Genomic DNA, 21,395 nt, shown 5'->3' on the forward strand with positions numbered 1-21,395 from the left:
GAGTCCACGCTCCGCCGCGGCCCTGTGCCGGGCGAAGGTGGAGGCTTGTGTCCTGTTCCTTGCCGGATGGTGTGGTGATCACTCAGGGATGGATGGACTGGCTGGAGCGCGATCAGCGCCGGCTCTGGCTCGTGAGTGGGCTTGGGTATCTGCTGCTGTGCTGGCTGGCGTTCTTTCAGAACCTGGGCAGCCTCTCGCTGATGGACAAGACCGAGGCCCTGTTCGTGGAGGTGGGTCACCAGATGGTCGAGCGGGGCGACTGGATCACCCCCGTCTGGAATGGCGAACTCTTCTTCGACTACCCCGTCTGGGGCTACTGGATGGTTGCCCTCAGCTTTCGCCTCTTCGGCGTGAGCGAGTGGGCCGCCCGCCTGCCGGTGGCCCTGGCGGCCAGCGCCGTGGTGCTGGCGGGTTTCGGCCTGCTCTGGGTCAGCGCCAGCGCTGAGGGGGGGCTGCGCCGGCGCTGGCAGAGGGCAGCGTTCGGTGCGGCCCTGCTGGCGCTCAACCCCGGCTGGATCGGTTGGGGCCGCAGTTCCGTCACCGACATGTTCCTGGCCAGCGCCATCGCCCTGAGCCTCTTCGGTTTCTTCCTGAGCTACAGCCAGCCCTCCGGCAGCACGGCCTGCCGCCTTGGCCTCGTGGCGATGCCCCTGTTCAGTGCCATCGCTGTGCTGGCCAAGGGGCCCGTGGGCCTGGTGCTGCCGGGGCTGGTGGCTCTGGTCTTCCTGATCGCCCAGGGCCAGCTGATCGCCTACGTGCGGCGATTGCCGTTTCTTCCGGTCGCTGTGATCTTCCTGGTCGTGGTGCTGCCCTGGTACGTCCTGGCGGCTCACGCCCATGGCATGGCGTTTCTGGGGGGGTTCTTCGGGTTCAGCAACATTCAGCGGTTCACCTCGGTGCTCTACCGCCACGCCGGCCCCTGGCACTTCTACCTGCCCTGGGTGCTGTTGCTGCTGCTGCCCTGGTCGTTCCATCTGCCCGTGGCCCTGGTGCGCCTGCGCTTCTGGCAGTTGAAGGCCTGGCGCCGCCAACCTCCCCAGGCCCAGTTGGCTCTGTTTGCCCTGGTCTGGTTCCTGGTGGTGCTGCTGTTCTTCTCCGCCGCCGCTACCAAGCTGGCGGGCTACATCCTCCCTCTGGTGCCGGCCACGGCCCTGCTGCTGGCCCTCTATTGGTTTCCTCTGGCGAGTGTCGCCCCCGTGGCCCATCACGGCAGCGATGGGCGGGCTCCACACCAGCCAGATCGTCCCCAGCGCTGGAGCGCCTGGATCAACGCCCTGGTGTTCGTCGCCCTGGCCCCGGCCGCTGCCCTGGCACCGCGCTGGGCCGCCACGGATCCGGCCTATCCCGGCTTCGCCGAGGCCCTGAGGCGCTCCGGTCTGCCCGTGGTGCTGGCCCTGATCCTGGCGGGAAGCGCCATCGCCCTGGTGGTTTTGCTGCTGCGGGCCGGCAAGCCCCGGGCGCTGTGGCTGCCGGATCTGGCCGCCATGCTGCTCCTGCTGGCTCTGGTGGTGCCCCCCCTGGCGCCGCTGATGGAGACCCAGCGCCAGCGGCCGGTGCGCGAGCTGGCTGAGCGGGCCGGACAGCTCGCAGAACCCGGCGAACCGCTCTGGGTCGTGGGCTACAAGCGCTACAGCGTTGTGTTCTACAGCGGCCGTCAGGCCGTCTTCCTCGACAGCCCCGAGGGTGCTCGCGATGCCCTGCAAGCGCCCCCGGGCCCTGGCTCAGCCACCGGCAGCGTGCTGATCTTTGGGGAGGAACATCGCCTGAGGGATCTGCCCGGGACCCTGCCGGGGGCCACGCTGCTGGAGAGCCGAACTGGCCATCAACTCTGGCGTGTCCCGCGCAGCACAGGGAGCGATGGTCGGGCACGATGAGTGATCCAGATCACCAACGATTCGATCGGCTGGTCACTTGATCCGAACCCATTCCCCGATTTTCTCCGCACCGACACCCGCCGCAATCCGCCGCTGGCTTCAGCTGTTCGGCCCGGTGCGGCTGCTGCTCTGCGGCCTGGCGGCCCTGGTGGTGATCCTGATCGAGCAGTTGGTGCTCAGCCAGCAGGAGCCGGTCTTCGATGAGGCCGTGCTGGCCTGGCTGGGGGAGCGCATCCCCGAGGGCATCGGCCGCTTTCTGGTGCTGGTGTATCAGGTGAGCGGCACCCGCTTCACGGCGATGCTGGTGCTGGCGGCCCTGATCTTCCTGATGATCAAGCGGTCGTGGAACCAGCTGATCTGGCTCGCGATCGGCACCAGCGGCATCCTGCTGATCGTGGATCGCTGGTTGAAACCCCAGTTCGACCGGGCCAGGCCCCTCGGACGGCTGGTGGAGGTGATCGGTCGCAGTTTTCCCAGCGGCCATGCCGCCGGAGCGGTGGTGTTCTATTTCCTGATGTGCACGATCCTGGCGGAGCGTTACCCGCAGCTGCGCCGCCCACTGGTGCTGGGCTCCGCCCTCTGGGTGGGTCTGATCTGGGTGAGCACCCTCTACTGCCGGGTTCACTGGCTCACCGACATCATCGCGGGGGCGGCCGTGGGGTTCATCTGGCTGAGCATCTGTCTGACGAGCCTGCGCTTCTGCGCCGACCGTCAGAGTGGCTGAGCCCGAGCAGGCCGTCATGACCATCAGCAGCACCGCACCCTCCAGCCCCTCTGCCCCCGGGGATCGCCGGGAGGGCTCCGATCCGCTGGTGGTTGATCTCGCCAGCCTGCTGGGCCTGCGCAGCGCCCCCAACCTCGATGCTGCCCAGCGCCAGGCTCTTGGCCAGGAGCTGAAGGGGCGCCTGGCGGCCTGTGACTGGTTCACCGTTGGCGTGATGGCGCCTTCCGCCCAGGCGGCGCTGGCTGCCCTGCGCTCCTGTGAGGCCGCCCACGGCTGGAGCCCCCTGCAAGCCGAGAGCGAGACTCAGGTGGAGGGTCAGGTGTTCCTGAAGGGGAATCAGCGCACGGGCCGCTTTCTGCTGCGGGCCGAGTCCGGCCTTGGCGAGGGGCTGCTGATCGGCGGTCAGAGCGACAGCCATCCGGAGGCCACCGGCACCTGGGGGCCCCTGCCCCTCGACTTTTTCGGCTGATCACGGTGCAGCCTGTTCTGGCCTGGGGCTGGCCGGCCAGTCCTTAGGCTTGACCGCTGTTCAACGGCCACGCGGCCGGGCTGAGGAATCGATTGATGGCTGGCACCACTCTGCGCATCGCCTCCCGCCGCAGCCAGCTGGCGATGGTGCAGACCCACTGGGTGCGCGATGAACTGACCAGGGCTCATCCGGACCTGGAAATCAGCATCGAGGCGATGGCCACCCAGGGCGACAAGATCCTGGATGTGGCCCTCGCCAAGATCGGTGACAAAGGCCTGTTCACCAAGGAACTGGAGGCCCAGATGCTGGTGGACCGGGCCGACATCGCCGTCCACAGCCTCAAGGATCTGCCCACCAACCTCCCCGATGGGCTGATGCTCGGCTGCATCACCGAGCGCGAAGACCCCGCCGATGCCCTGGTGTTGCACGAGCGCCACCGGGGCTGCAGCCTCGAAACCCTTCCGGAGGGCAGTGTGGTGGGCACCAGCTCGCTGCGGCGCCTGGCCCAGCTCCGCCACCACTTCCCCCATTTCCAGTTCAAGGACGTGCGCGGCAACGTGATCACGCGCCTTGAGAAGCTCGATTCCGGCGACTACGACTGCCTGATCCTGGCGGCCGCCGGCCTGGGGCGCCTGGGCCTGGGCCACCGCATCGACGCCCTGATCGATCCCTCGATTTCGCTGCATGCGGTGGGCCAGGGGGCCCTGGGGATCGAGTGCCGCCATGGCGACAGCGCGGTGCTGGAGCAGATCAAGGTGCTGGAGCACCTGCCAACCGCCCGCCGCTGTCTGGCGGAGCGGGCCTTCCTGCGTCAGCTCGAGGGCGGGTGCCAGGTGCCGATCGGCGTGAACAGCCGCTTCGAGGGGGAGGAGCTGGTGCTCACCGGGATGGTGGCCAGCCTTGATGGCCTGCGCCTGATCCGGGATGAGGCCCGGGGCCCTCAGCAGGATCCCGAAGCAGTCGGCACCAGCCTCGCCCAGCTGCTGCGCAGCCAGGGTGCTGGCGAGATTCTGGAGGAGATCTTTGCAGAGGTCAGGCCCGAAGCCTGAGGCAGGCTCCGCCGCACCTCTGGAGGGCGACACCCGCGGTCTGCCCTTTCAGTGGAGCCTGCTGGCCTGGGCTGCGCTGGTGGGCCTCCTCACCGGTCTGGCCGTGGTGGGCTTCCACTACCTGCTGGGCTTCATCAACAATTTCCTGTTCGGCACCCTGGTGGAGTGGGTGCTCGATCTGGTGAGTCCGCACCAGCTGGATCCGGCCACGGTGGAGGTGTTCAGTGCCCCGGCTCCGGATTCCGGCACACCCCTGAAAGCGCTGCTGCAGATCGGTCTGGGGGGGATCGGCTTTCTGCCGCCGCCTCCGGCACCCCTGCCCGAGCCAACCCCCCTTCCCGCGATCGGACCCGCCGGTTGGCTGGCCTCCTGGCCCGTGGTCATCGCTCCCCTGCTGGGCGGCGTGGCGGTGGGGCTGCTGCGCCAGCTGGGCCGCGATCTGGGCCCCAGCCTGCCCAGTCTGATGGCGATGGCCGACGGAGCGGCGCCTGCTCTGCCGCGCCTGCCAGGGCTGCGTCTCGTGGCGGCCTCTCTCAGTCTGGGCAGTGGCGCTTCACTCGGGCCCGAAGGGCCGAGCGTGGAGAGCGGCGGCAACCTCGGCCTGTGGGTGGGACTGCGCGGACGGCTGCCGCCCGAATCCCAGAAGGCCCTGGTGGCCGCCGGCGTGGCGGCGGGACTGGCGGCCGGCTTCAAGGCACCGATCGCCGGGGTGTTCTTTGCCTTCGAAGGGGCCTACAGCGCGATTCCCGGGCGGCCCAGCCTGCGGGCGGTGCTGGTGGCGGCGGTGGCGTCCTCGCTGGTGACCCAGTTGTGCCTTGGTGACGAGCCGATCTTCCGGCTGCCGGCCTATGAGGTGCGCTCACCGCTGGAACTACCGCTCTACCTGGGCCTGGGGCTGGTGGCCAGCCTGATGTCGTGGGCGCTGGTGAGCCTGCTGGCGGCAGGGCGCAGCGAGCCTGTACAGCACTGGTTCTCCCGTCTGCCGCTCTGGCTGATCAATGGCCTCGGCGGCCTCGCCGTGGGTGTGCTGGCCCTGGGCTTCCCCCAGGTGCTGGGGGTCGGTTACGACACGATCGAGGCCCTGCTCGGCAGTGAGGGTGGAGTGGCGCTCACCACCCTGGCGGCCCTGCTGGTGGTGAAGTTGCTGGCCACGGGTCTGAGCAATGCCACCGGGTTCGTGGGCGGGGGCTTCGCGCCGGCCCTGTTCCTCGGTGCCGTGCTGGGCAATCTCTATGGACAGCTGCTGGGGGACGGCGGCTTGGGTCTGCCGGTGGCGGAACCACCGGCCTACGCCATGGTGGGTATGGCGGCCGTGCTTGCCGGCAGTGCCAGGGCGCCGCTGACGGCGCTGCTGTTGCTGTTCGAACTCACCCACGACATCCGCATCGTGCTGCCACTGATGGCCGCCACCGGCCTCAGCGCAGTCCTTGTGGAACGCTGGCAGGGACTGGCGGATCCCGGCCTGCTGGGGCCGGATCCGGCCGAAGAGGAGCGACGTCAGGAGCTGGCCTCCCTGAACGTGCTGGAGGCCCTGGAAGCGGAGGCACCATTGGTGCTGAAGGCCACCACGCCGGCCAGGGAGGCCCTGGGACAGTTGATCGAAGCCCACGGCCACTGCCTGGTGGTGGAGCGCGACAGCTGGGTGATCGGGGTGGTGACCCTGATCGACCTGCAGCGGGCGATCAGCGCCGTCCACGGCGGGGAAGGGTTGCCGCTAGCGGAGTGCCGTCGCTCCGATCTCCTCTGGCTGCCCGATCAGGCGAACCTGGCCCAGCTCGAAGACCAGCTGGTGCCCAATGGTCTGCGCCAGGTGCCGATCTTCGACCTCGGCGGTCCTGGCCCTGCCCAGTTACCGTCTGGCTTGCCGAACAGCGGTCTGCCGGCCAGTGCTCTGTTGGGCCTGGCCAGCCGCGATGGCATGGCCAGAGCCCTCGCCCGTCAGCTTCGCAGCTGAGTTCAGCTCACTTCACCACCACCACGGGAGTTCCCACCTCCACCATCTCGAACAGCTTGCGCACATGCTCGTGGAACATGCGCACGCAACCGTTGGTCACGGCGGAGCGGGAGCTGACGGTCCAGGACCAGGCACTGGGGGTGCCGTGAATGCCGAATTGATTGGGCCCCTTGGTGTTGAAGCCGATCCAGCGATCGCCGAGGGGACCATTCGGTCCGATCACACCTTTCTTCTGCCCAGACTTGGTGCTCACGTACTGGGGATTGATCACCTTGTTGATCACGTTGAAGGTTCCCAGCGGTGTGGGGGTGGCTGGATCACCGATCGCCACCGGCCAGGGGCCGTAGACCTTGCCATCGCGTTCCAGGCGAATCTCGCGCTTGCCAAGGGCCAGCAGGATCCTGGAGTTGTTCACAGGAGCTGCCTGGGGGGCTGCCGGAGCCGCTTCCGGAGACGGTGCCTCAGCAGGCGCGGGGTCGGCCTGGAGGACTGCTGCTGGGCTGCCGACCGAGGGAGGCGCCGTTGGCGGAGGAGCCGTGGCTGGAGCGCTGGGGATCGGGGCGGTAGGGGTGATGATGCCGCTGCCACTGGCCAGAGCCGAGGGCGACCAAACGGCCCCGAGGCTGGCCAGACCGGTGAGCAGGCCTGCAGCAAGTCCGACGGGGGTCACTAACAGACGGGAGTGAATGGAGCGCATGCTGTGGATCGGGGCTGTGGACAGGTACGACGACGAACGCACGGGGCGATTCAGTTCACCAGTTTGGCGTCAATCTGCTCGAGATAGCGGGTTTCGCACTCCTTGATGATCCGAACCGCCTCCTGGGTGTTGAGAAAACCATTGACCTTGCAGGTGCCTGGCTTCTTCAGATCCTTGTAATGCTCCCAGTAGTACTGGGTTTCCTTGAGCCAGTGGTCGCCCAGCTGCTCATAGCTGGTGATGTGATCCATGCGTTTGTCATCGGCCAGCACGGCGATCACCTTGTCGTCCACCTCGCCGCCATCATCGAAAGTCATGATGCCGATGATGCGGGCCTCCACGAGGCTGCCGGGCACCAGCGGTTCGGTCACACCCACGATTTCGATGTCGAGCGGATCGCCGTCCTCGTCCCAGGTGCGGGGGATGCAGCCGTAGGCGAAGGGGTAGGAGAGCGAGGAGTAGCCCACCCGATCAAGCTTGAGGTGGCCGGTTTCGGTGATCAGCTCGTACTTGTTGATCGTCATCGAGTTGAGCTCGACGATCGCATTCAGCCGCAGTTCGGCCTCATCGGCGAACGCCGGCAGCACATGCAGAAGGTTGAGCATGGTGCGGCTGGGGGCGTGGTCGATGTTCGCCATGAGGCGTTGCGAAGCGGCTGCGGCGGCATCTTACGGACGCCGGGGCGGCTGAACCGCCGTTGCTGACTCAGGCGGACTCCAGCAGCCGATCGACCTTGCCTGAGAGGTAACGCAGGAACGGGCTGGCGCTCAGGGGCGCCCCGGTGACCTTGGCCACCAGCTCTTCCCCATTGACGGAGCGGCCCAGGGGCCAGACGATCTCGCCCAGCCAGTGCTGAAGCTGAAGCTCCTGGGCGGCGCCCACCGCCGACTCGATCGGCCCGAGCTCACGCTCCATGGTCTCGGCCAGCTGGGCACTGATCAGGTGGCCGAGGGCATAGGAGGGGAAGTAGCCGAAGAGGCCTTCGGCCCAGTGGATGTCCTGCAGGCAGCCCTCCGCATCCCGCTGGGGCCTGAGGCCCAGCAGTTCAGCCATGCGCCGGTTCCAGAGCTCGGGCAGCTCCACCACCGGCAGCCCCTGTTCCACCAGGGCCAGTTCCAGTTCGAAGCGCAGCACGATGTGCAGGCAGTAGGTGAGCTCGTCGGCTTCCACCCGGATCAAGCCCGGCCGCATCGGGTTGAGCCCTCGCCAGAAGGGGTGGCTGCCGCCCCAGGGATCGCTGCCCAGGGCCCCGCAGAAGCGGGGATGCCAGCGGTTGGCGAAGGCCTGGCTTCTCGCCACCCGGCACTCCCAGAACAGCGATTGCGATTCATGCACCCCCATCGAGGTGGCCTCCCCGAGGGGCCAGGGGAAGTAGTGGTCATCACCGCGGGGGAGCCCCTGTTCATAGAGGGAGTGGCCCCATTCATGGGCAGTGGCCAGGAAGGCGGAGAAGGGTTGATCGGGCACCACCCGGGTGGTGATGCGGTAGTCGGCTGGGCCCAGGGTGCAGGAAAAGGGATGGGCCGAGCGCGAGCGCTGGCAGCGGGCGGGGTCGTAGCCCCAGCTCTGGAGCAGCTCGGCGCAGAGGGTCTCCTGGAGCGCCTCGGGGATGGCTGCTGCTGTGGTCGAGGGGCTGGCCGCAGCAGCAGGGGATGAGGACAGCACCCGCTCCAGCAGCGGCGGGATCCCTGCGCTCAGGGGTGTGAACAGCTCCTGGAGTCGATCCTTGCTGACGTCGGGTTCGAAGGGTTGGGCGAGGATCTCCCAGGGGCTGCGGCCAGCCAGCTCGATCGGGGCCAGCTGAGCGGCCTGCTCCCGCCGCAGCTGCAGCAACTCCTCAAGCGCTGGCTGGAAGACCGCAAAATTGTTGTTGCGGCGCGCATCCTGCCAGACGGCATTGCCCCGGGACTGGGCCCTGGCCAGGCAGGCCACCAGCTGGGGATCCAGGCTGCGTTGCCGCTCCAGCTCCTGCCGCAGCAGCCGCAGATTCCGCCGCGTGCGCCCGGACGTGGCCTGATCCACTTCGGCTTCAGCCGCCGCCACCAGATCCGCATAGCGCTCGCTGCTCTGGCGCTCATGCAGCTGAGTCGCCAGCAGGGCCAGCTGCTGACCCCGCCAGTCGGCGCCTGCCGCCGGCATCACCGTGTTCTGGTCGTAATACAGAGCGCTGCTGATTGAACCGAGCAGCCGGGTCTGGTGCAGGTGCTCATGGAGGCGCACAAGGGCCTGACCCGTCTGGGGCATGGGGGGAGGAAGGGTGAAGCGGTGCAAGCATGGCGCGGCGCATCAACCAGCTGCTGCCCTGGGCGTTTGCCAGTGGAGTTCCATGGACACCGAGCCCTCGAGGCTGCGCTTCACCGGGCAGCCTTCGGCGGCACGCTGCAACAGGCGGATCTGATCTTCCGTGAGATGAGCCGGAAGAGCCACCCAGACCACCAGCCGCTCGATCTGGCGGACTCCACCGCTGGTCATGGTCTTCTCGACCCGGGCCGTGCAGCCCTGAAGCGGAATGGAGTGGCGTTCGGCCACGATGCCCATGATCGTCAGGATGCAGGTGGCCAGGGCCGTGGCCACCAGGTCGGTGGGCGAAAACCGCTCACCCAGGCCCTGGTTGTCCGTGGGGGCGTCGGTGCTGAGGCCGGAGCCCGAAGGACCATGGCTGGCGCTGCAGCGCAGGTCACCCTCGTACTGGCAGAGGATCGTGGTCATCGGCTCGGAGGATCTGGAGCGGGCTTCAGCGTGCTGTGATCCTGACGGAGCACGGGCTGTGATGTGCTCTTCAGGATCAGTCTCGGTAGCTTGTATCGAGAAGGCCCGCAACGCTGGCCTCACAGGCGGGCCCCATGCTGCTGGCCGAGATCTTCAACAGCCCCGCTCTCAGCGAGGGGTCGGCCGTCGAGGGCCTGTCCAAGGCGATCCAGCTCTCGGTGGCGCCGGTATTCCTGCTCACGGGCATCACCGGACTGCTGGGGATGTTCACCACGCGACTGGCGCGGATCATCGATCGCACCCGCTTCATCCAGGAGGCGATGGAGCGCAGTGATCTGGGCCAGGCCAAGCGCCTGCGGGGAGCTCTGAAGGTGCAGAGCCGCCGCACCTTCCTGATCAACCGCGCCATCCTCTGCACCACCGTCACCGCCCTGCTCGTGTCGGGGGTGGTGGCGGTGATGTTCATCAGTGCCGTGGCCGCTCTGGACCTGGCGGCGATCGTGGTGCCTGTGTTCGTCCTGGCGATGGCCTCGCTGATCGTGGGACTGGTGTTGTTCCTGCTGGAAGTGCAGCTGGCCATCCGCCAGAACCCCCGCCGGTATTACTGAACGCAAGGGAAGGTGTGGACTCGGGCGGATTTCTTCAGCGGGAGGCGCAGTCGCGCCAGGAGGTGATGGCCATGCTTGAGGGCAGGAGCCTGATCGTGGCGAGCGGCCGCAAGCTGGTGATCTCCCTGCTCACCGGGGTGATCGGGGATCGTTGCCAGTGGTTCGGCTCTGCCACCTGTGAGAGCAAAGCGCTGGAATTGTTGAGCGAGCGTCAGCCGCAGTTGCTGTTCGTGACCCACCCCCTGCGTCCCGGTAGCGGTGTGGAGCTGGTGCGGCGAGCCAAGGCACTGAACCCGAAGCTGCGCTGCCTGCTCTTGCTGGAGGAGGAATCCCCGCCCCTGGTGCGCGCCGCCCTGGAAGCCAGCTGTGACGGCATCTGCGCCGATCGCGGCGTGGGCTTCGGCCATCTCGTGGCGGCCACCCGGGCGGTGCTCGGCGGCGGCTTCTACATGGAACCCCAGTTGAGGGATCTGCTCGCCCTGGCCTGCCGCGCCAGCCGTGATCCGGCGGGGCCGGGCCTGAGTGCGCGGGAACTCGAGGTTTTGGAGCTGGTGGTGCAGGGGTACCAGAACCCTCAGATCGCCAGCCGGATGCACCTGTCGGTGGAAACGGTGCGCAGCCACCTCAAATCAGCGTTTCAGAAGCTCGGGGCCACAGGACGCACCCATGCGGCGGTGATGGCGGTGTGCCAGGGGCTGGTGAGCTGGCATCTCGATGAGCTGCCCTGATCCGCCCGGGATCACTTGCGCCGGCAATAGCCACCGCCGACATTCATCCAGCCGGAGGCGCAGGACTCACCGTCGCTGGGGGTCACCCTGTACGTGGTGACCCCGAGGGTGCTGCACTTGCCGTTGAAGAGATCGACATAGCCGAGTGGACACATTTCCTTGAGCTTGGGCACCACCTTCTGGGCCTGGGCCGGGGCCGCAACGCCCGCGATCGCCAGCGGGACGGCCAGGCTCAGCAGCAGCAACCGGTGGCGTCGGCTTGCGGAAGGCGGAGCGGAGGGCATCGCTGGGGATCTGGGAACCTGGATCGAGCCTAGGTTTGATGAGCTTCGTCAGGGGGCGGGTGGTCGTCCGGCTCTGCAACAAGACGCGACTCAGGTGCAACGGCCGTGCGTTCCGCTGACCACTTTCTCCCCCTTCAACCCAGATGTTGCGTCAGCACCTCGACCGGCTTGAACTGACCACCGCTGGGGAAGGCTTCCACGACCTGACGTCCCGGCTCGGGACAGGCCTGGCGGCCACCGGCCTGCAGCTGGGGGTGTTGCACCTGAGCGTTCTGCACACCAGCTGCAGCCTGACCATCAATGAGAACGCCGATCCGCGGGTGCTGCAGGATCTGGCCGCCTATCTGCAGGCTGTGGTGCCTGAGGAGGGGGTGCGTCCCATCAGCGGGGCGGGCCCCCTGCGCCCCTGGGTCCACGACGACGAAGGGGCTGATGACATGCCGGCCCACATCCGCACCGCCCTCACCGCCAGCAGCCTCAGCCTGTCCTTCGAGCGGGGACGGCTGCTGCTCGGCACCTGGCAGGCGATCTACCTGTGGGAACACCGTCGGAGCCCCCACCGGCGTCAGCTGAGCGCCCACTGGATCGGCAGCTGACGCCGGCCCCAGCACTCCCAGAGCCCCATCAGAACAGCGGACTCGTCGAGGTCGTCACGGGAGTGCACCACCAGGCTGCGCTGCTGTTCGGCGGAGCTGAGTGGTTCAGCCGTGCGCTGCTGCTCCAGCAGGACCGCCAGGTCGGCGTCGCTGGGGTCGTCATCCAGGCGTCCGCGCTGCTCCAGTCGCTGCAGCAGCAGGGTCTGATCGGCCCGCACCTCCAACAGCAGGGGCACCGCCCCCAGCTGCCGGGCCAGTTGTGTGGCTCGCTCCCGGCTGGCGGCCCTCAGGTGGGTGGCATCGAGCAACACCCATTGGCCCTGGACCAGGCTGGCCTCGGCGGCGGCGAGCAGGGCGTCTTCCGTGCGGCTGTGGGACTCGGGGCTGTAGATCGTCCGGCGCTGCTGGGCCGATGGGCGCTGCAGGGGGCTGAGGCCGTAGAGACGCTTGCGGATCAGGTCGCTGCGCTGGTGCTCCGCCAGCAGCCAGGGGGCCAGGCGGGCGGCCAGGTGGCTCTTGCCGCTCCCGGACACGCCATGGAGCAGGACCAGCGCCGGCGGCCTCAGCCCACGGCTGGCGTAGGCCAGGGCCAGGCTGAGATAACGCCGCGCCATCCCCTCGGCGGCCTGGCGCTGGGGCCCGGGGATCTCCGCCTCTTCACTGGTGGCCGCTTCCACCTTGGCCCGCACATGGGCGCGGTACGCGCAGAAGAGCTGGAGCACGGCCGGCTCGATGGCCTGTCCATAGCCGGCCAGGAGGGCTGCCACGCGATCGCCGTGACCCGCCGCCTGCAGGTCCATCACCAGGAAGGCCAGATCCGACGCCCGATCCACCTGGCGCAGATCGGCGTTGAACTCCACCCCATCCACCACCGCCAGCTCCGGCTGCAGCAGCACGTGCTCCAGGCGCAGATCACCGTGACCATCCACCGCCTGCCCAGCCTCCAGGCGGCGGCGCAGAAGGTCACGGCTGCGCAGCAGGGCCAGGGCCAGGCCGCTCACCAGCAGCCCATGCACCCCCGGAGGAAACAGGGCCGGCACCGACCGACGGGTGGCGCGCACGTTGTTGCGCAGCACCGCCGCGAAGCGCCGGTCGGCGCCGCGGGCCAGCTCCGGCGGCAGGGGGTACTGCTCGTGAAAGCGGGCGATGCGCCGACCCAGCCCCTGGAGCTCAGCGTCGCTGACACGACCGGCTGCCAGGCGGGCCGCGAGGGTGTCGCCGGCGGCAAAGCGGCGCATCACCACCATGTGCTCGCCTCCCTGACGTTCGTCGCCCAGGGCCCCGAGGCGGAGCTCACCAGCGGGGAGCTGCAGCACGGGCGCCACGCCGAGATAGAGATCAGGGGCCAGGCGGCTGTTGAGGCGCACCTCCTCGCGGCACCAGTGCAACCGCCGCTCGGCGCTGCCGTAATCGAGCAGGCCCCAGAAGCGCAGGGGCTTCTTGAGCTTGAAGGCGCGGCAGCTGGTGAGGAAGACCACGCTGATGTGGGTCTGGATCACCTCCACCCGCCGTTGATCGACCGGCAGCTCCCCCCAGGCCTCGTCGGGATAGGCGCCGGGGCGGGAGAGGGCGCTGATCAGGTCGGCCAGCTCAAGCTGTGCTGCCGAGCTGGGCTCTGGGCCTGATAAGGGATCGGGGGTAGCGGATGTCACATCAGCTGGAAGCAATTGAACGCGGGGCCACCGACCCGGGCCCGTACGTTGCCTGGATGACACGCCTTCGACCATGACCCAGCATCGCCCCCCTCGGCTCCGCTCCAGGGCGATCGCCCTTGGCGGGGCTCTCTGGCTGGCGCTGCTCACCGGCTGCAGCCAGGCTCAGAAGCCCGAAGAATCCGCCGCCGGGAGCGGTGGGTCGAGCGCCGGCCAGGAGGTCAATGTCTATTCCGGGCGCCACTACAACACCGACAAGGAGCTCTACAAGCAGTTCACCGAAAAGACCGGCATCAAGGTGAACCTGCTCGAGGGCAAGGATGATGAATTGATCGTGCGCCTGAAGAGCGAAGGAGCGGGCAGCCCCGCCGACGTGCTCGTGCTGGTGGATGCCGCCCGCATTCAGCGGGCCCGCCAGGAGGAACTGTTCCAGCCGATCAGCTCTGCGGCCCTCAACCGCGACGTCCCCGCCAGCCTGCGCGATCCCGCCGGCAGCTGGTACGCCCTCACCCGCCGGGCCCGGCCGATCATGGTGAATCCGGCCCTGGTGGACCCGGCCAGCCTGAGCACCTACGCCGATCTGGCCAGGCCGGAGCTGAAGGGCAAGCTCTGTCTGCGCAACCGAGCCAGTGTCTACAACCAGTCGCTGGTGGCCGACATCCTCGTGCAAAAGGGTTCCGCCGCCACCAGAACCTGGTTGGAGGGCCTGGTGGCCAATGTGAAACCGCCCTTCTTCACCAGCGACACCCCGATGCTGCGGGCCCTCGGGCGGGGTGAGTGCGGCGTGACGGTGGCCAATCAGTACTACCTGGCTCGCATGCTCTCGAATGACTCCAAACCGGAGGACCGGGCCCTGGCGCAGACGATCAAGGTGGTCTTCCCCAGGCCCACCCACGTGAACATCACCGCCGCCGGGGTCACCCGCCATGCCCGCCATCCGGAAGCGGCCACGAAGCTGATCGAATTTCTGGTGTCCCCAAGCTCCGGCAAGGGCTATGCGGCCGCCAACAACGAATACCCGCTGCAGGGATTCGGTGACAACCCGATCCTCAACGGTTTCGGCAGCTTCGAGCCCTCGCCGGTGAGCGCCGATCAGCTGGCCCGCGGCAACCGGGAAGCCAGCGCGCTGATGGTGGAAACGGGCTGGAAGTGACCCTGCTCGCCCCCAGGCCGCTGACCCACGTCAGCCCCTCCAGCCGGCCCGCCCTCACCGCCGTGGTGGTGGTGATCGGCGTGCTCGCCCTGCTGCCGATGGCGGCCTTGCTGCGCGATGCCGCCCTCCAGCCGGCCCTCGCGGGCGGTCTGGGGCTGGGTTTCGATGGCGCCGAACAAATCCGAGGCACCCTGGTGCTGGTGCTGGGCGAAGGGGTGTGCGGGGCCGTGATGGGCACCGCCATCGGCTGGCTCACAGCCGCCTGCCGCTTCCCCGGCCGGCGCTGGCTGCGCATCGCCCAGCTGCTGCCGCTCGCCTTCCCGGCCTATCTGCTGGCCGCCAGCCTGATCGACTGGGGCAGCAGCCACGGCCTGCGGATCCATGGCCTGGGCTGGGCGGTGCTGTTGCTCAGCCTGGCCAACTACACCTACGTGTTCCTGCTGAGCACTGAGAGTTTCTCGATCACCGGTGGCCAGCTGCTGGAGGCCAGCCGCAGCCTGGGGGTGGGCCCCTGGCAGGCCTTCCGCCGTGTGGCCCTGCCGATCGCCCTGCCGGCGATCGGTGCCGGGGTGGCCCTGAGCGCCATGGAAGTGGTGAACGAGCTGGGGGCGGTGCGGCTGCTCGGGGTCCCCAGCCTCTCGGCGGGCATCCTCGATCGCTGGCAGGTGGAGGGGGATCCCCGTGGCGCGGCGCTGCTGTCGCTGATCGCCCTGGCGATCGTGGTGCTGCTGGTGGCCGCCGAGCGATCGCTGCGCCAGCGCAGCCGCCGCTGGAATCTGGGCCATGCCAACGGCGAGGCCCAGGCTTACGTGCTCAGTGGCTGGCGCGCCCTTCTGGCCCAAGTGGTGTCGGCGCTGCCGCCCGTGCTGGCGCTGACCATTCCCCTGGTGTGGGTGGCGGAGGGCTGGCGCAATCTGCTGGAGGAGCCGCTGACGGAGCAGCTGATCCTGGCGGGCCGAAGCCTCGGCCTGGCCCTGGTGGCCACCCTGCTCACCGCTCTGGCGGCCCTGCTGCTGGCGATCATCCGCCGCTGGAGCCCGAGGCTGGTGGTGCGCCAGCTCAGTTTTCTGGCGGGAATGGGCTACGCCGTTCCCGGCAGCGTCATGGCCCTGGGGCTGATGCTGCTGGGGGGGCCATGGGCGCTGAGCCCGCTTCTGCTGCTGATCTGGGGCTACGGGGTGCGCTTCATGGCCGTGTCCAAGCAGGGCCTCGACGCCGGCCTGGAGCGGATTCCCCCCAGCATCGATGAATCGGCCACCAGCCTGGGCTGCAGCTGGACCGAGGTGCTGCGGCGGGTGCACCTGCCGCTGCTGCGCGGTCCGTTGCTGGTGGGGGCGCTGATGGTGTTCGTGGATGTAGTGAAGGAACTGCCGCTGACGCTCTCCCTGCGCCCGTTCGACTTCGACACCCTGGCGGTGCGGGTGTTCCAGTACGCCAGCGATGAGCGGGTGGGGGCGGCCATGGCGCCGGCCCTGGTGATCATGGCCCTGGGACTGGTGGCCTCACTGGCCCTGATCCCCACCCTCGAGAGCCGCGACTGAGTCATTGCGGCAGCCGGGCTGACGGCGCGGGGCCAGGCGTGCCAGGCGGTTGGCCTGCAGGGGGTTGAAGTTGTCGTCGCTCACCAGCAGCAGGGTGGGACGACCATCGGCCAGGGGAGCCCCCAGAGCCAGGCCCTCCCAGTTGTCAGGGGGCAGACCGCTCACCAGGAGATCCCAGCGGGCGAGTGGCGCCTGCACTTCATTGGCCTGCACCGATGCGGCCGGTCCCGGCACGGGCAGCTGCAGGAGCTGGGCCCACCAGCTGGCGGGTGGCTCGAAGCCCCGCACCAGGCCCAGCAGGCCACCACCGGGGGGAGCGAGCAGCTCGGTGAGTCCCCAGTGGGGCGCCGGCAATGTCAGCAGCAGGAAACCCATGGGGCGGAAGCCAGCGGGGCCGTACGTGAGCAGGCGCAGCTGATCGCGGCGGTCCTGGAGCAAGGGGCGCTCGGCCGCCAGCAGCAGGGTGAGGGGAGAGCCGCTCAGGCGGGTGAGCGATTCGGGCCCCTGGTTGACGCCAAGGCCCTGGCCGGGAGCGGCCCTCCAGGCCTCCGGCAGCAGCAGGGCCTCGCGCAGGTGGCCGCTGTGGCGATCGAAGCGCAGCAGCTGAGCCGGACGATCGGCGCTGCGGCGCTCCTCCGTCACGATCCAGAGGTCGTTGCCCTCGAGCACCAGGCCCTCGCCATCGAGCGGGGCAGGGAAGGGGTCGCCATTGGCGCTGCGCAAGGGCAGGTGCTCACCCAGGCGCAGGGGCCGCTGGCCCAGCCCGGCAAGATCCCAGATGGGAATCAGCTCGGGTTCCTCCCGGTCGCTCAGCAGCCAGAGGCTGCCGTCGGTGGGATCGCTGGCGGCGGCTGAGAACCCTCCCAGACTGCGGCCATCGGCTGCTTTGGAGGGCAGCACGCCATGGGCCACCAGCTCCCAGCCGGCCGAGAGCGGGCAGGGCAGCAGGGGGATCAAGCGGCGGCGAGAGGGGCGGATTCCACCAGGGAGGGCGCCAGGCGCAGGCCGGGTTCGCCTGCCGGAGCTTCCAGCAGCTGGGCCTGGCGGATCCGGGAGATCAGCCGGGTGGTGGTGACCCGGGTGGTGCCGATCAGCTCACCGATGCGCTCATGGGTGAGCCGGAAGGGCAGATCACACCAGGGGCCGCAGCGGCGACCGAGGCGACGCACCAACAGGCCGAAGAGGGCATGGAGACGCTGCTCGGCGGAGCCGAGATGGCGAATGCGCAGCAGCTGCAGCGTCCATTCGTTGACTGGATCGAAGCCGGTATCGTTGCCGGCCTCGGTTTCAGAGCGGAAGCAGAGGGGAGTGAGAGCTTCCACGCAGACCCCTTCGCTGCAGAGACGGTCGGTGCGCAGCTGATCACCCGGCTGAAGGAAGGCCAGGGTCATGCCTTCGGTTTCCTCGCAGGGGCAGTAGACGCGGGCGATTCCTTCGAGCACTTCGATGGAACTGCCGCCGGGGCGAAGGGCGGGATCAAGCAGCACGGTCTGGCCGGCCGGCATCCGCACGCAGGACAGGGGCTGATCGGGCAGGAAACGGAAGCTCACGGAACCGTCGCTATTGCGAATGACTCGCAATCTAAACAGCAGGGGTGCCCTTTTGCAATCGGTTCTCAATAACTTCCCCAGTTGCAAGGCGGCGGCGCCAAGGCGCTGGTGGTGAATGGACCCTGGACTGTGCCTTTTGGCCCCTGGCCCGGTGCCCCCGGAGCAACGGGCCTGGCGCGGGCAGCCCCAGTCTTGGGCCCGTTGCCGCACCCCCGCGATGCTCAGACTCCACGGCGATCGCGCCACCCTTCTCGCCGCCCTGGCAGCCCACTGGGCCGATCAGCAACTTGGCTTGCCGGGGGCGCCGTTCAGGCGGGTTCGACGGCTGCGCAGCGAGGACAGAGGGCCCGCACGTTGAGCACGCACTCGATCAGGCGGAAGCCGTGGCTGCCGGCGGCCCGACGGCCTTCGTCGAGCACGACGGAGCTCTCGAATTCCTCGGTACGGCCGCACCCCACACAGACCAGATGGTGATGGTCGCGGTGGGCATCACTGGCCAGCTCGAAGCGGCGGCCCCCTTCGGGTAACTCCAGCTCCCGCAGCAGCTCCATCGAGCTGAGCAGGCGCAGGGTGCGGTACACCGTGGCCAGGGACACCCGCTCCTCGGCCCGCACCAGGCGCAGGTGCACCTCTTCGGCGCTGAGGTGACTGCCTTCACCGATGCGCTCGAACAGGGAGAGCACCTTCTGGCGCTGGGGAGTGAGCCTCCGGCCCCGCCCATGCAGGCTGGAACGCAGCTCTGTGGCCGGACCTGGGCTGGCCGGCGATCGGGATGGCACCGGATCACCCCGTACATCGTGGTGAATCTAGCCCGCTCTTCTCAACTGATGCTGCAATTGCGAAGGGCCGGATCCAGACCGGCATCCAGCCTGGCGGTGAGGGCCGCCAGCAGATCGGCCGCCGTGGCCACCAGGCGATAGCTGAGTGCCACAGCCAGTAGCGGGGCCTCCGCCACCTGGCCGCCCAGCTGCAACAACAGGACCGCCTCAAACACCCCCAGTCCGCCGGGGGCACCAGGCACCACAAGCCCCGCCGTCCAGGCCAGGCCAAAGCCCAGCAGCCAGCCAGCCCAGGGCAGAGACAGCTGCTGATCGAAAGCCAGAACACAAGCCGCAAAGCCGCCGAAGCGCAACAGCACGAATGCCGCCTCAGCCAGCAGCGGCACCAGTGGGTAGCCGGGCAGCAGGAAGCCGGCTGAGCTGGGGTCAAGGTCAGGGGGTGCCTGAACCAGAGGCTGAGTCCCTGGCGTCCTGGCCAGCTGCCGCTCGCGTGAGCGCTCGAGACGCTGCAGCAGCGGCTGAAACCAGCGCGGCACCAGGAGCAGCAGCGGCAGCAGACCCAGCAGGGGCCATCCCGCCCTCCAGCCCGCCACCGCCGCGATGGCCAGGGCGGCGCTGGCGGCCAGGAGCGGATCGAGCAGGGTGGCCGCAAGCGCCAGGGGTGTAGCCACCGAGGTGGTCGGGCCAGCCAGCAGGCGATCGCCCTGGACAAGCAGGCGCACCCGCGCGGCCAGATGCCAGATGCCGCCGGGCAGGTACTTGAGCAGGTTGGTGCTCAGATAGGCGCGCACACTCAGACCCCAGCGGGGCCGCAGGCGGAACCAGCGCAGGCCCACGGCCCAGGCCAGGCCGTTGATCACCAGGCTGAACAGGCTCACCCCCACCCCGATCAGCAGCCAGAGCCAGCCCTGGGGGTCCAGGCGCTGGGCCAGCAACTGCTCGGCATTGCCCTTGAGGGCCGCCAGCAGAAAGCCCAGGCTCAGCAGCGTCACCCAGAAGCGGGCACCACCTGGCAGGGCCGGCAGGCGCGTGGACACCCGCTTGAGCGAAGACCACACCCGCTTGAGGGATGACCACACCCGCTTGAGGGATGACCACAGCTGCTGAAGGGAGGGCATCAGCCGCTCTCGCGTGGGGGAAAATCATTGTCCTTGGCCATGGCCTGCTCCACCGCCTGGCGCACCCGGGAGAGGCTCAGGCCATGGCGGCGGGCCAGGGCGGCCAGGTCGTCGTGCTCGGCCTTCCAGCGGGACGGAGCACCGGAGACACCGGCCAGCTTCACGCGCACCTCCCCCAGGGCGGTGGCCAGGGTGCGGGTGCTGCGGGGCAGGGCCCAACGCTGCTGCAGCTGCTCGCGCAGCCCGAGGCTGCTGCCGTGGCGCCACCAGATCTCGCGCAGCGCGGGGGCCTGATCCGGCCAGCCCAGCACGGTGAGCAGCACCCCCTGCCGGCCCTTCTTCATCTGGATGGAAGCGCTGAACACCTCCAGAGCCCCGGCCGCGCGCAGTTCCTCCATCAGGAAGGCCAGGTCCTCGGGGCTGGCGTCATCGATCTGGGCCTGCTGCTGCAGCACCGTTTCCAGCTGCGGCCCGCTGCAGAGACCGCCATCCGGACCGGCGGCAGAGACAGGTGCCCCCAGCCAGAGGCGCAGCAGGTTGGGGCGATCCAGCTGCCGGTGTCCCAGACCGATCCCTACCCGCTGCGGCACCAGGGCCGGCACCACGGCGAAGCGCTCGGCCCAGCAGGCCATCAGGGCCAGGCCCGTGGGGGTGGTCAGCTCCCCGGCCGGGAACCCCTCGGCGCTCGCCAGGGGAATGGCACGGCGGCGGGCCAGCTCCAGCACCGCCGGCGCCGGCAGGGGCAGCAGCCCGTGGGCCGTGGACACGCTGCCGTGGCCGGCGGGGGGAGGGGCACAGATGAGCCGCTCCACCTGCAGATGCAGCAGGCCGGCACAGACCCCCACCACATCGACCAGGGCATCGAGGGCCCCCACCTCATGGAAGTGCACCTGCTCCGGGGGGTGGCCGTGCACCGCCCCCTCCGCTTCCGCCAGCAGGCTGAACACCGCAAGCACCCGCTCGCGCAGGCGCGGCTCCAGCGCACTGCTGGCGATGCTCAGGCGCAGGCTTCCCCAGGAGCGGTGGGGGGGATCCGGCTCGAGGGTCTCCACCGTGAGGCGCGTCCCGCGCAGACCGCCGCTGCGGCTCTCGCCGTGCTGCAGGTGATAGCGGCCCTGAAGGCCCAGCTGGGCCAGGGGCTGATGGATCACGGGCTCGGGCAGGCCGAGATCGAGCAGGGCGGCCAGGAGCATGTCACCGGCCAGGCCGGTGGGGCAATCCAGAAAGGCCTGCACCATGGAGCTCAGGCGGCGCTGCGCAGCAGCCTGGGCGCCGCCTGCAGCAGCAGCTCGGCGCGAGCCTCCAGCTCAGGCCGGCGGCGGCGCAGCAGTTGCTCCACCTCACGGCGGGCGCGCCGCTGCTCGCGCTGGGCGGTGTCGACATCGAAACCGGAGAGGCCCCAGAGGCGTCCGAGCAGGGCGCGGTCGTCGGCGCCACCACGGGCCTGCTCATAAAGAAGGCGCTCGGCGAGCATGCCGGCCTGCAGCACCCGGCTCCAGCGGCGCAGGTCTTCAGGGGGGAGCTTGGCGTGCCGGGGCGGCTCGAACTCGGTGCTGCCACTGGCGCCGATGCCCGCCCGCAAGCAGGCCAGGCTGCCCACCAGCACCTGCTTCACCGCCAGGCCCTCCTGATCGGCCACCAGGGCGTGGCCAGCCTCATGGATGGCGATGCGGCGCAGACGGGACAGCCCACCGGGGAGGGTCTCCGCCAGCAGGTGGCCGCCCCGGCCGCCGAAACGGGCCGAATCCACGGTGAGGCCGGTGAGGCCCCCACCGGCGGTCAGGGCCACCAGCCAGGGGGAGACCCCCAGGGCCGGGCCCAGAACGGCCAGCAGGGTGCCGCCGGCTACTACAGCTCCCACCCGCAGAGCGGCGGTGGAGCCATCACCGAGCTGGGGACGGGACTCCATC

General features: G+C 69.1%; 22 protein-coding genes. 10 read left to right on the forward strand and 12 right to left on the reverse strand.

Annotation, left to right across the window (positions count from 1 at the left end; genetic code table 11):
* Positions 1-74: 74 nt before the first annotated feature.
* The 5 genes from WH5701_RS06250 (at position 75) to WH5701_RS06270 (ending at position 6,070) form a co-directional block, all read left to right on the forward strand.
* The gene (locus WH5701_RS06250) at positions 75-1,874 is read left to right on the forward strand and encodes a glycosyltransferase family 39 protein (protein ID WP_232201797.1); all 1,800 of its coding nucleotides are present in this window, start codon (positions 75-77) and stop codon (positions 1,872-1,874) included.
* Positions 1,875-1,911: 37 nt separating this feature from the next.
* Positions 1,912-2,598 carry a phosphatase PAP2 family protein gene (locus WH5701_RS18385; protein WP_006171252.1) on the forward strand — a complete coding sequence of 229 codons (687 nt, stop codon included), beginning with the start codon at positions 1,912-1,914 and terminating at the stop codon, positions 2,596-2,598.
* A 16-nt stretch (positions 2,599-2,614) separates the two neighbouring features.
* Positions 2,615-3,067, forward strand: coding sequence for a DUF1824 family protein (locus WH5701_RS06260; RefSeq protein ID WP_156776577.1), 453 nt, complete (start codon positions 2,615-2,617; stop codon positions 3,065-3,067).
* A gap of 95 nt (positions 3,068-3,162) precedes the next feature.
* A complete protein-coding gene (gene hemC, locus WH5701_RS06265) occupies positions 3,163-4,116 on the forward strand; it encodes a hydroxymethylbilane synthase (protein WP_006171255.1) in 954 nt (317 codons plus the stop codon).
* A complete protein-coding gene (locus WH5701_RS06270) occupies positions 4,091-6,070 on the forward strand; it encodes a chloride channel protein (RefSeq protein WP_006171256.1) in 1,980 nt (659 codons plus the stop codon). The genes hemC and WH5701_RS06270 overlap by 26 nt, the downstream gene beginning before the upstream one ends.
* A 7-nt stretch (positions 6,071-6,077) precedes the next feature.
* On the opposite strand, the gene WH5701_RS06275 is transcribed toward WH5701_RS06270, so the two are convergent.
* From WH5701_RS06275 to WH5701_RS06290, 4 genes are all read right to left on the reverse strand, one after another.
* Positions 6,078-6,740 (reverse strand): L,D-transpeptidase, encoded by a 663-nt coding sequence (locus WH5701_RS06275; RefSeq protein ID WP_006171257.1) that lies wholly within the window; start codon positions 6,738-6,740, stop codon positions 6,078-6,080.
* Between the two features lie 77 nt (positions 6,741-6,817).
* Positions 6,818-7,405 carry an inorganic diphosphatase gene (locus WH5701_RS06280; protein ID WP_006171258.1) on the reverse strand — a complete coding sequence of 196 codons (588 nt, stop codon included), beginning with the start codon at positions 7,403-7,405 and terminating at the stop codon, positions 6,818-6,820.
* Positions 7,406-7,472: 67 nt separating this feature from the next.
* Positions 7,473-9,011: a carboxypeptidase M32 gene (locus tag WH5701_RS06285; protein ID WP_006171259.1), complete on the reverse strand. Its 1,539-nt coding sequence runs from the start codon at positions 9,009-9,011 to the stop codon at positions 7,473-7,475.
* A 42-nt stretch (positions 9,012-9,053) separates the two neighbouring features.
* The gene (locus WH5701_RS06290; protein WP_006171260.1) at positions 9,054-9,476 is read right to left on the reverse strand and encodes an OsmC family protein; all 423 of its coding nucleotides are present in this window, start codon (positions 9,474-9,476) and stop codon (positions 9,054-9,056) included.
* 134 nt (positions 9,477-9,610) lie between these two features.
* Between WH5701_RS06290 and WH5701_RS06295 the strand changes: the two genes are divergently transcribed.
* Both WH5701_RS06295 and WH5701_RS06300 read left to right on the forward strand, forming a co-directional pair.
* The gene (locus WH5701_RS06295; RefSeq protein ID WP_006171261.1) at positions 9,611-10,084 is read left to right on the forward strand and encodes a DUF2721 domain-containing protein; all 474 of its coding nucleotides are present in this window, start codon (positions 9,611-9,613) and stop codon (positions 10,082-10,084) included.
* Between the two features lie 14 nt (positions 10,085-10,098).
* Positions 10,099-10,812 carry a response regulator transcription factor gene (locus WH5701_RS06300; RefSeq protein WP_006171262.1) on the forward strand — a complete coding sequence of 238 codons (714 nt, stop codon included), beginning with the start codon at positions 10,099-10,101 and terminating at the stop codon, positions 10,810-10,812.
* 11 nt (positions 10,813-10,823) lie between these two features.
* On the opposite strand, the gene WH5701_RS06305 is transcribed toward WH5701_RS06300, so the two are convergent.
* Positions 10,824-11,096, reverse strand: a complete 273-nt coding sequence (locus WH5701_RS06305) for a hypothetical protein (protein ID WP_050751389.1) — start codon at positions 11,094-11,096, stop codon at positions 10,824-10,826.
* A 143-nt stretch (positions 11,097-11,239) separates the two neighbouring features.
* On the opposite strand from WH5701_RS06305, the gene WH5701_RS06310 reads away from it, so the two are divergent.
* Positions 11,240-11,692, forward strand: a complete 453-nt coding sequence (locus WH5701_RS06310; RefSeq protein WP_006171264.1) for a secondary thiamine-phosphate synthase enzyme YjbQ — start codon at positions 11,240-11,242, stop codon at positions 11,690-11,692.
* Here the strand turns inward: WH5701_RS06310 and WH5701_RS06315 are convergent.
* A complete protein-coding gene (locus tag WH5701_RS06315) occupies positions 11,662-13,344 on the reverse strand; it encodes a bifunctional aminoglycoside phosphotransferase/ATP-binding protein (protein WP_156776578.1) in 1,683 nt (560 codons plus the stop codon). The genes WH5701_RS06310 and WH5701_RS06315 overlap by 31 nt on opposite strands.
* 73 nt (positions 13,345-13,417) lie before the next feature.
* Between WH5701_RS06315 and WH5701_RS06320 the strand changes: the two genes are divergently transcribed.
* Both WH5701_RS06320 and WH5701_RS06325 read left to right on the forward strand, forming a co-directional pair.
* On the forward strand, positions 13,418-14,497 hold the full coding sequence (locus WH5701_RS06320) for an extracellular solute-binding protein (RefSeq protein WP_006171267.1): 1,080 nt from the start codon (positions 13,418-13,420) through the stop codon (positions 14,495-14,497).
* Complete coding sequence (locus WH5701_RS06325) at positions 14,494-16,038, forward strand: iron ABC transporter permease (protein ID WP_006171268.1); 1,545 nt, start codon at positions 14,494-14,496, stop codon at positions 16,036-16,038. The genes WH5701_RS06320 and WH5701_RS06325 overlap by 4 nt, the downstream gene beginning before the upstream one ends.
* Here WH5701_RS06325 and WH5701_RS06330 read toward each other — a convergent pair.
* The 6 genes from WH5701_RS06330 to WH5701_RS06355 all read right to left on the reverse strand — a co-directional run bounded on the left by WH5701_RS06330 (position 16,000) and on the right by WH5701_RS06355 (position 21,394).
* Complete coding sequence (locus WH5701_RS06330) at positions 16,000-16,995, reverse strand: esterase-like activity of phytase family protein (RefSeq protein WP_006171270.1); 996 nt, start codon at positions 16,993-16,995, stop codon at positions 16,000-16,002. The two genes, WH5701_RS06325 and WH5701_RS06330, sit on opposite strands and share 39 nt — an antisense overlap.
* Positions 16,992-17,588 (reverse strand): Crp/Fnr family transcriptional regulator, encoded by a 597-nt coding sequence (locus tag WH5701_RS06335; protein ID WP_006171272.1) that lies wholly within the window; start codon positions 17,586-17,588, stop codon positions 16,992-16,994. The genes WH5701_RS06330 and WH5701_RS06335 overlap by 4 nt, the downstream gene beginning before the upstream one ends.
* A 308-nt stretch (positions 17,589-17,896) precedes the next feature.
* Positions 17,897-18,367, reverse strand: coding sequence for a Fur family transcriptional regulator (locus WH5701_RS06340; RefSeq protein ID WP_006171273.1), 471 nt, complete (start codon positions 18,365-18,367; stop codon positions 17,897-17,899).
* 41 nt (positions 18,368-18,408) lie between these two features.
* Positions 18,409-19,485, reverse strand: coding sequence for a lysylphosphatidylglycerol synthase domain-containing protein (locus tag WH5701_RS06345; RefSeq protein WP_006171274.1), 1,077 nt, complete (start codon positions 19,483-19,485; stop codon positions 18,409-18,411).
* Complete coding sequence (gene larC, locus WH5701_RS06350) at positions 19,485-20,723, reverse strand: nickel pincer cofactor biosynthesis protein LarC (protein WP_006171276.1); 1,239 nt, start codon at positions 20,721-20,723, stop codon at positions 19,485-19,487. Before larC ends, WH5701_RS06345 begins: the two co-directional genes overlap by 1 nt.
* A 5-nt stretch (positions 20,724-20,728) precedes the next feature.
* The gene (locus WH5701_RS06355; protein ID WP_006171277.1) at positions 20,729-21,394 is read right to left on the reverse strand and encodes a hypothetical protein; all 666 of its coding nucleotides are present in this window, start codon (positions 21,392-21,394) and stop codon (positions 20,729-20,731) included.
* Position 21,395 lies beyond the last annotated feature (1 nt).

The sequence above is a fragment of the Synechococcus sp. WH 5701 genome, assembly GCF_000153045.1.
Taxonomy (GTDB): Bacteria; Cyanobacteriota; Cyanobacteriia; order PCC-6307; family Cyanobiaceae; genus Regnicoccus_A; species Regnicoccus_A antarcticus.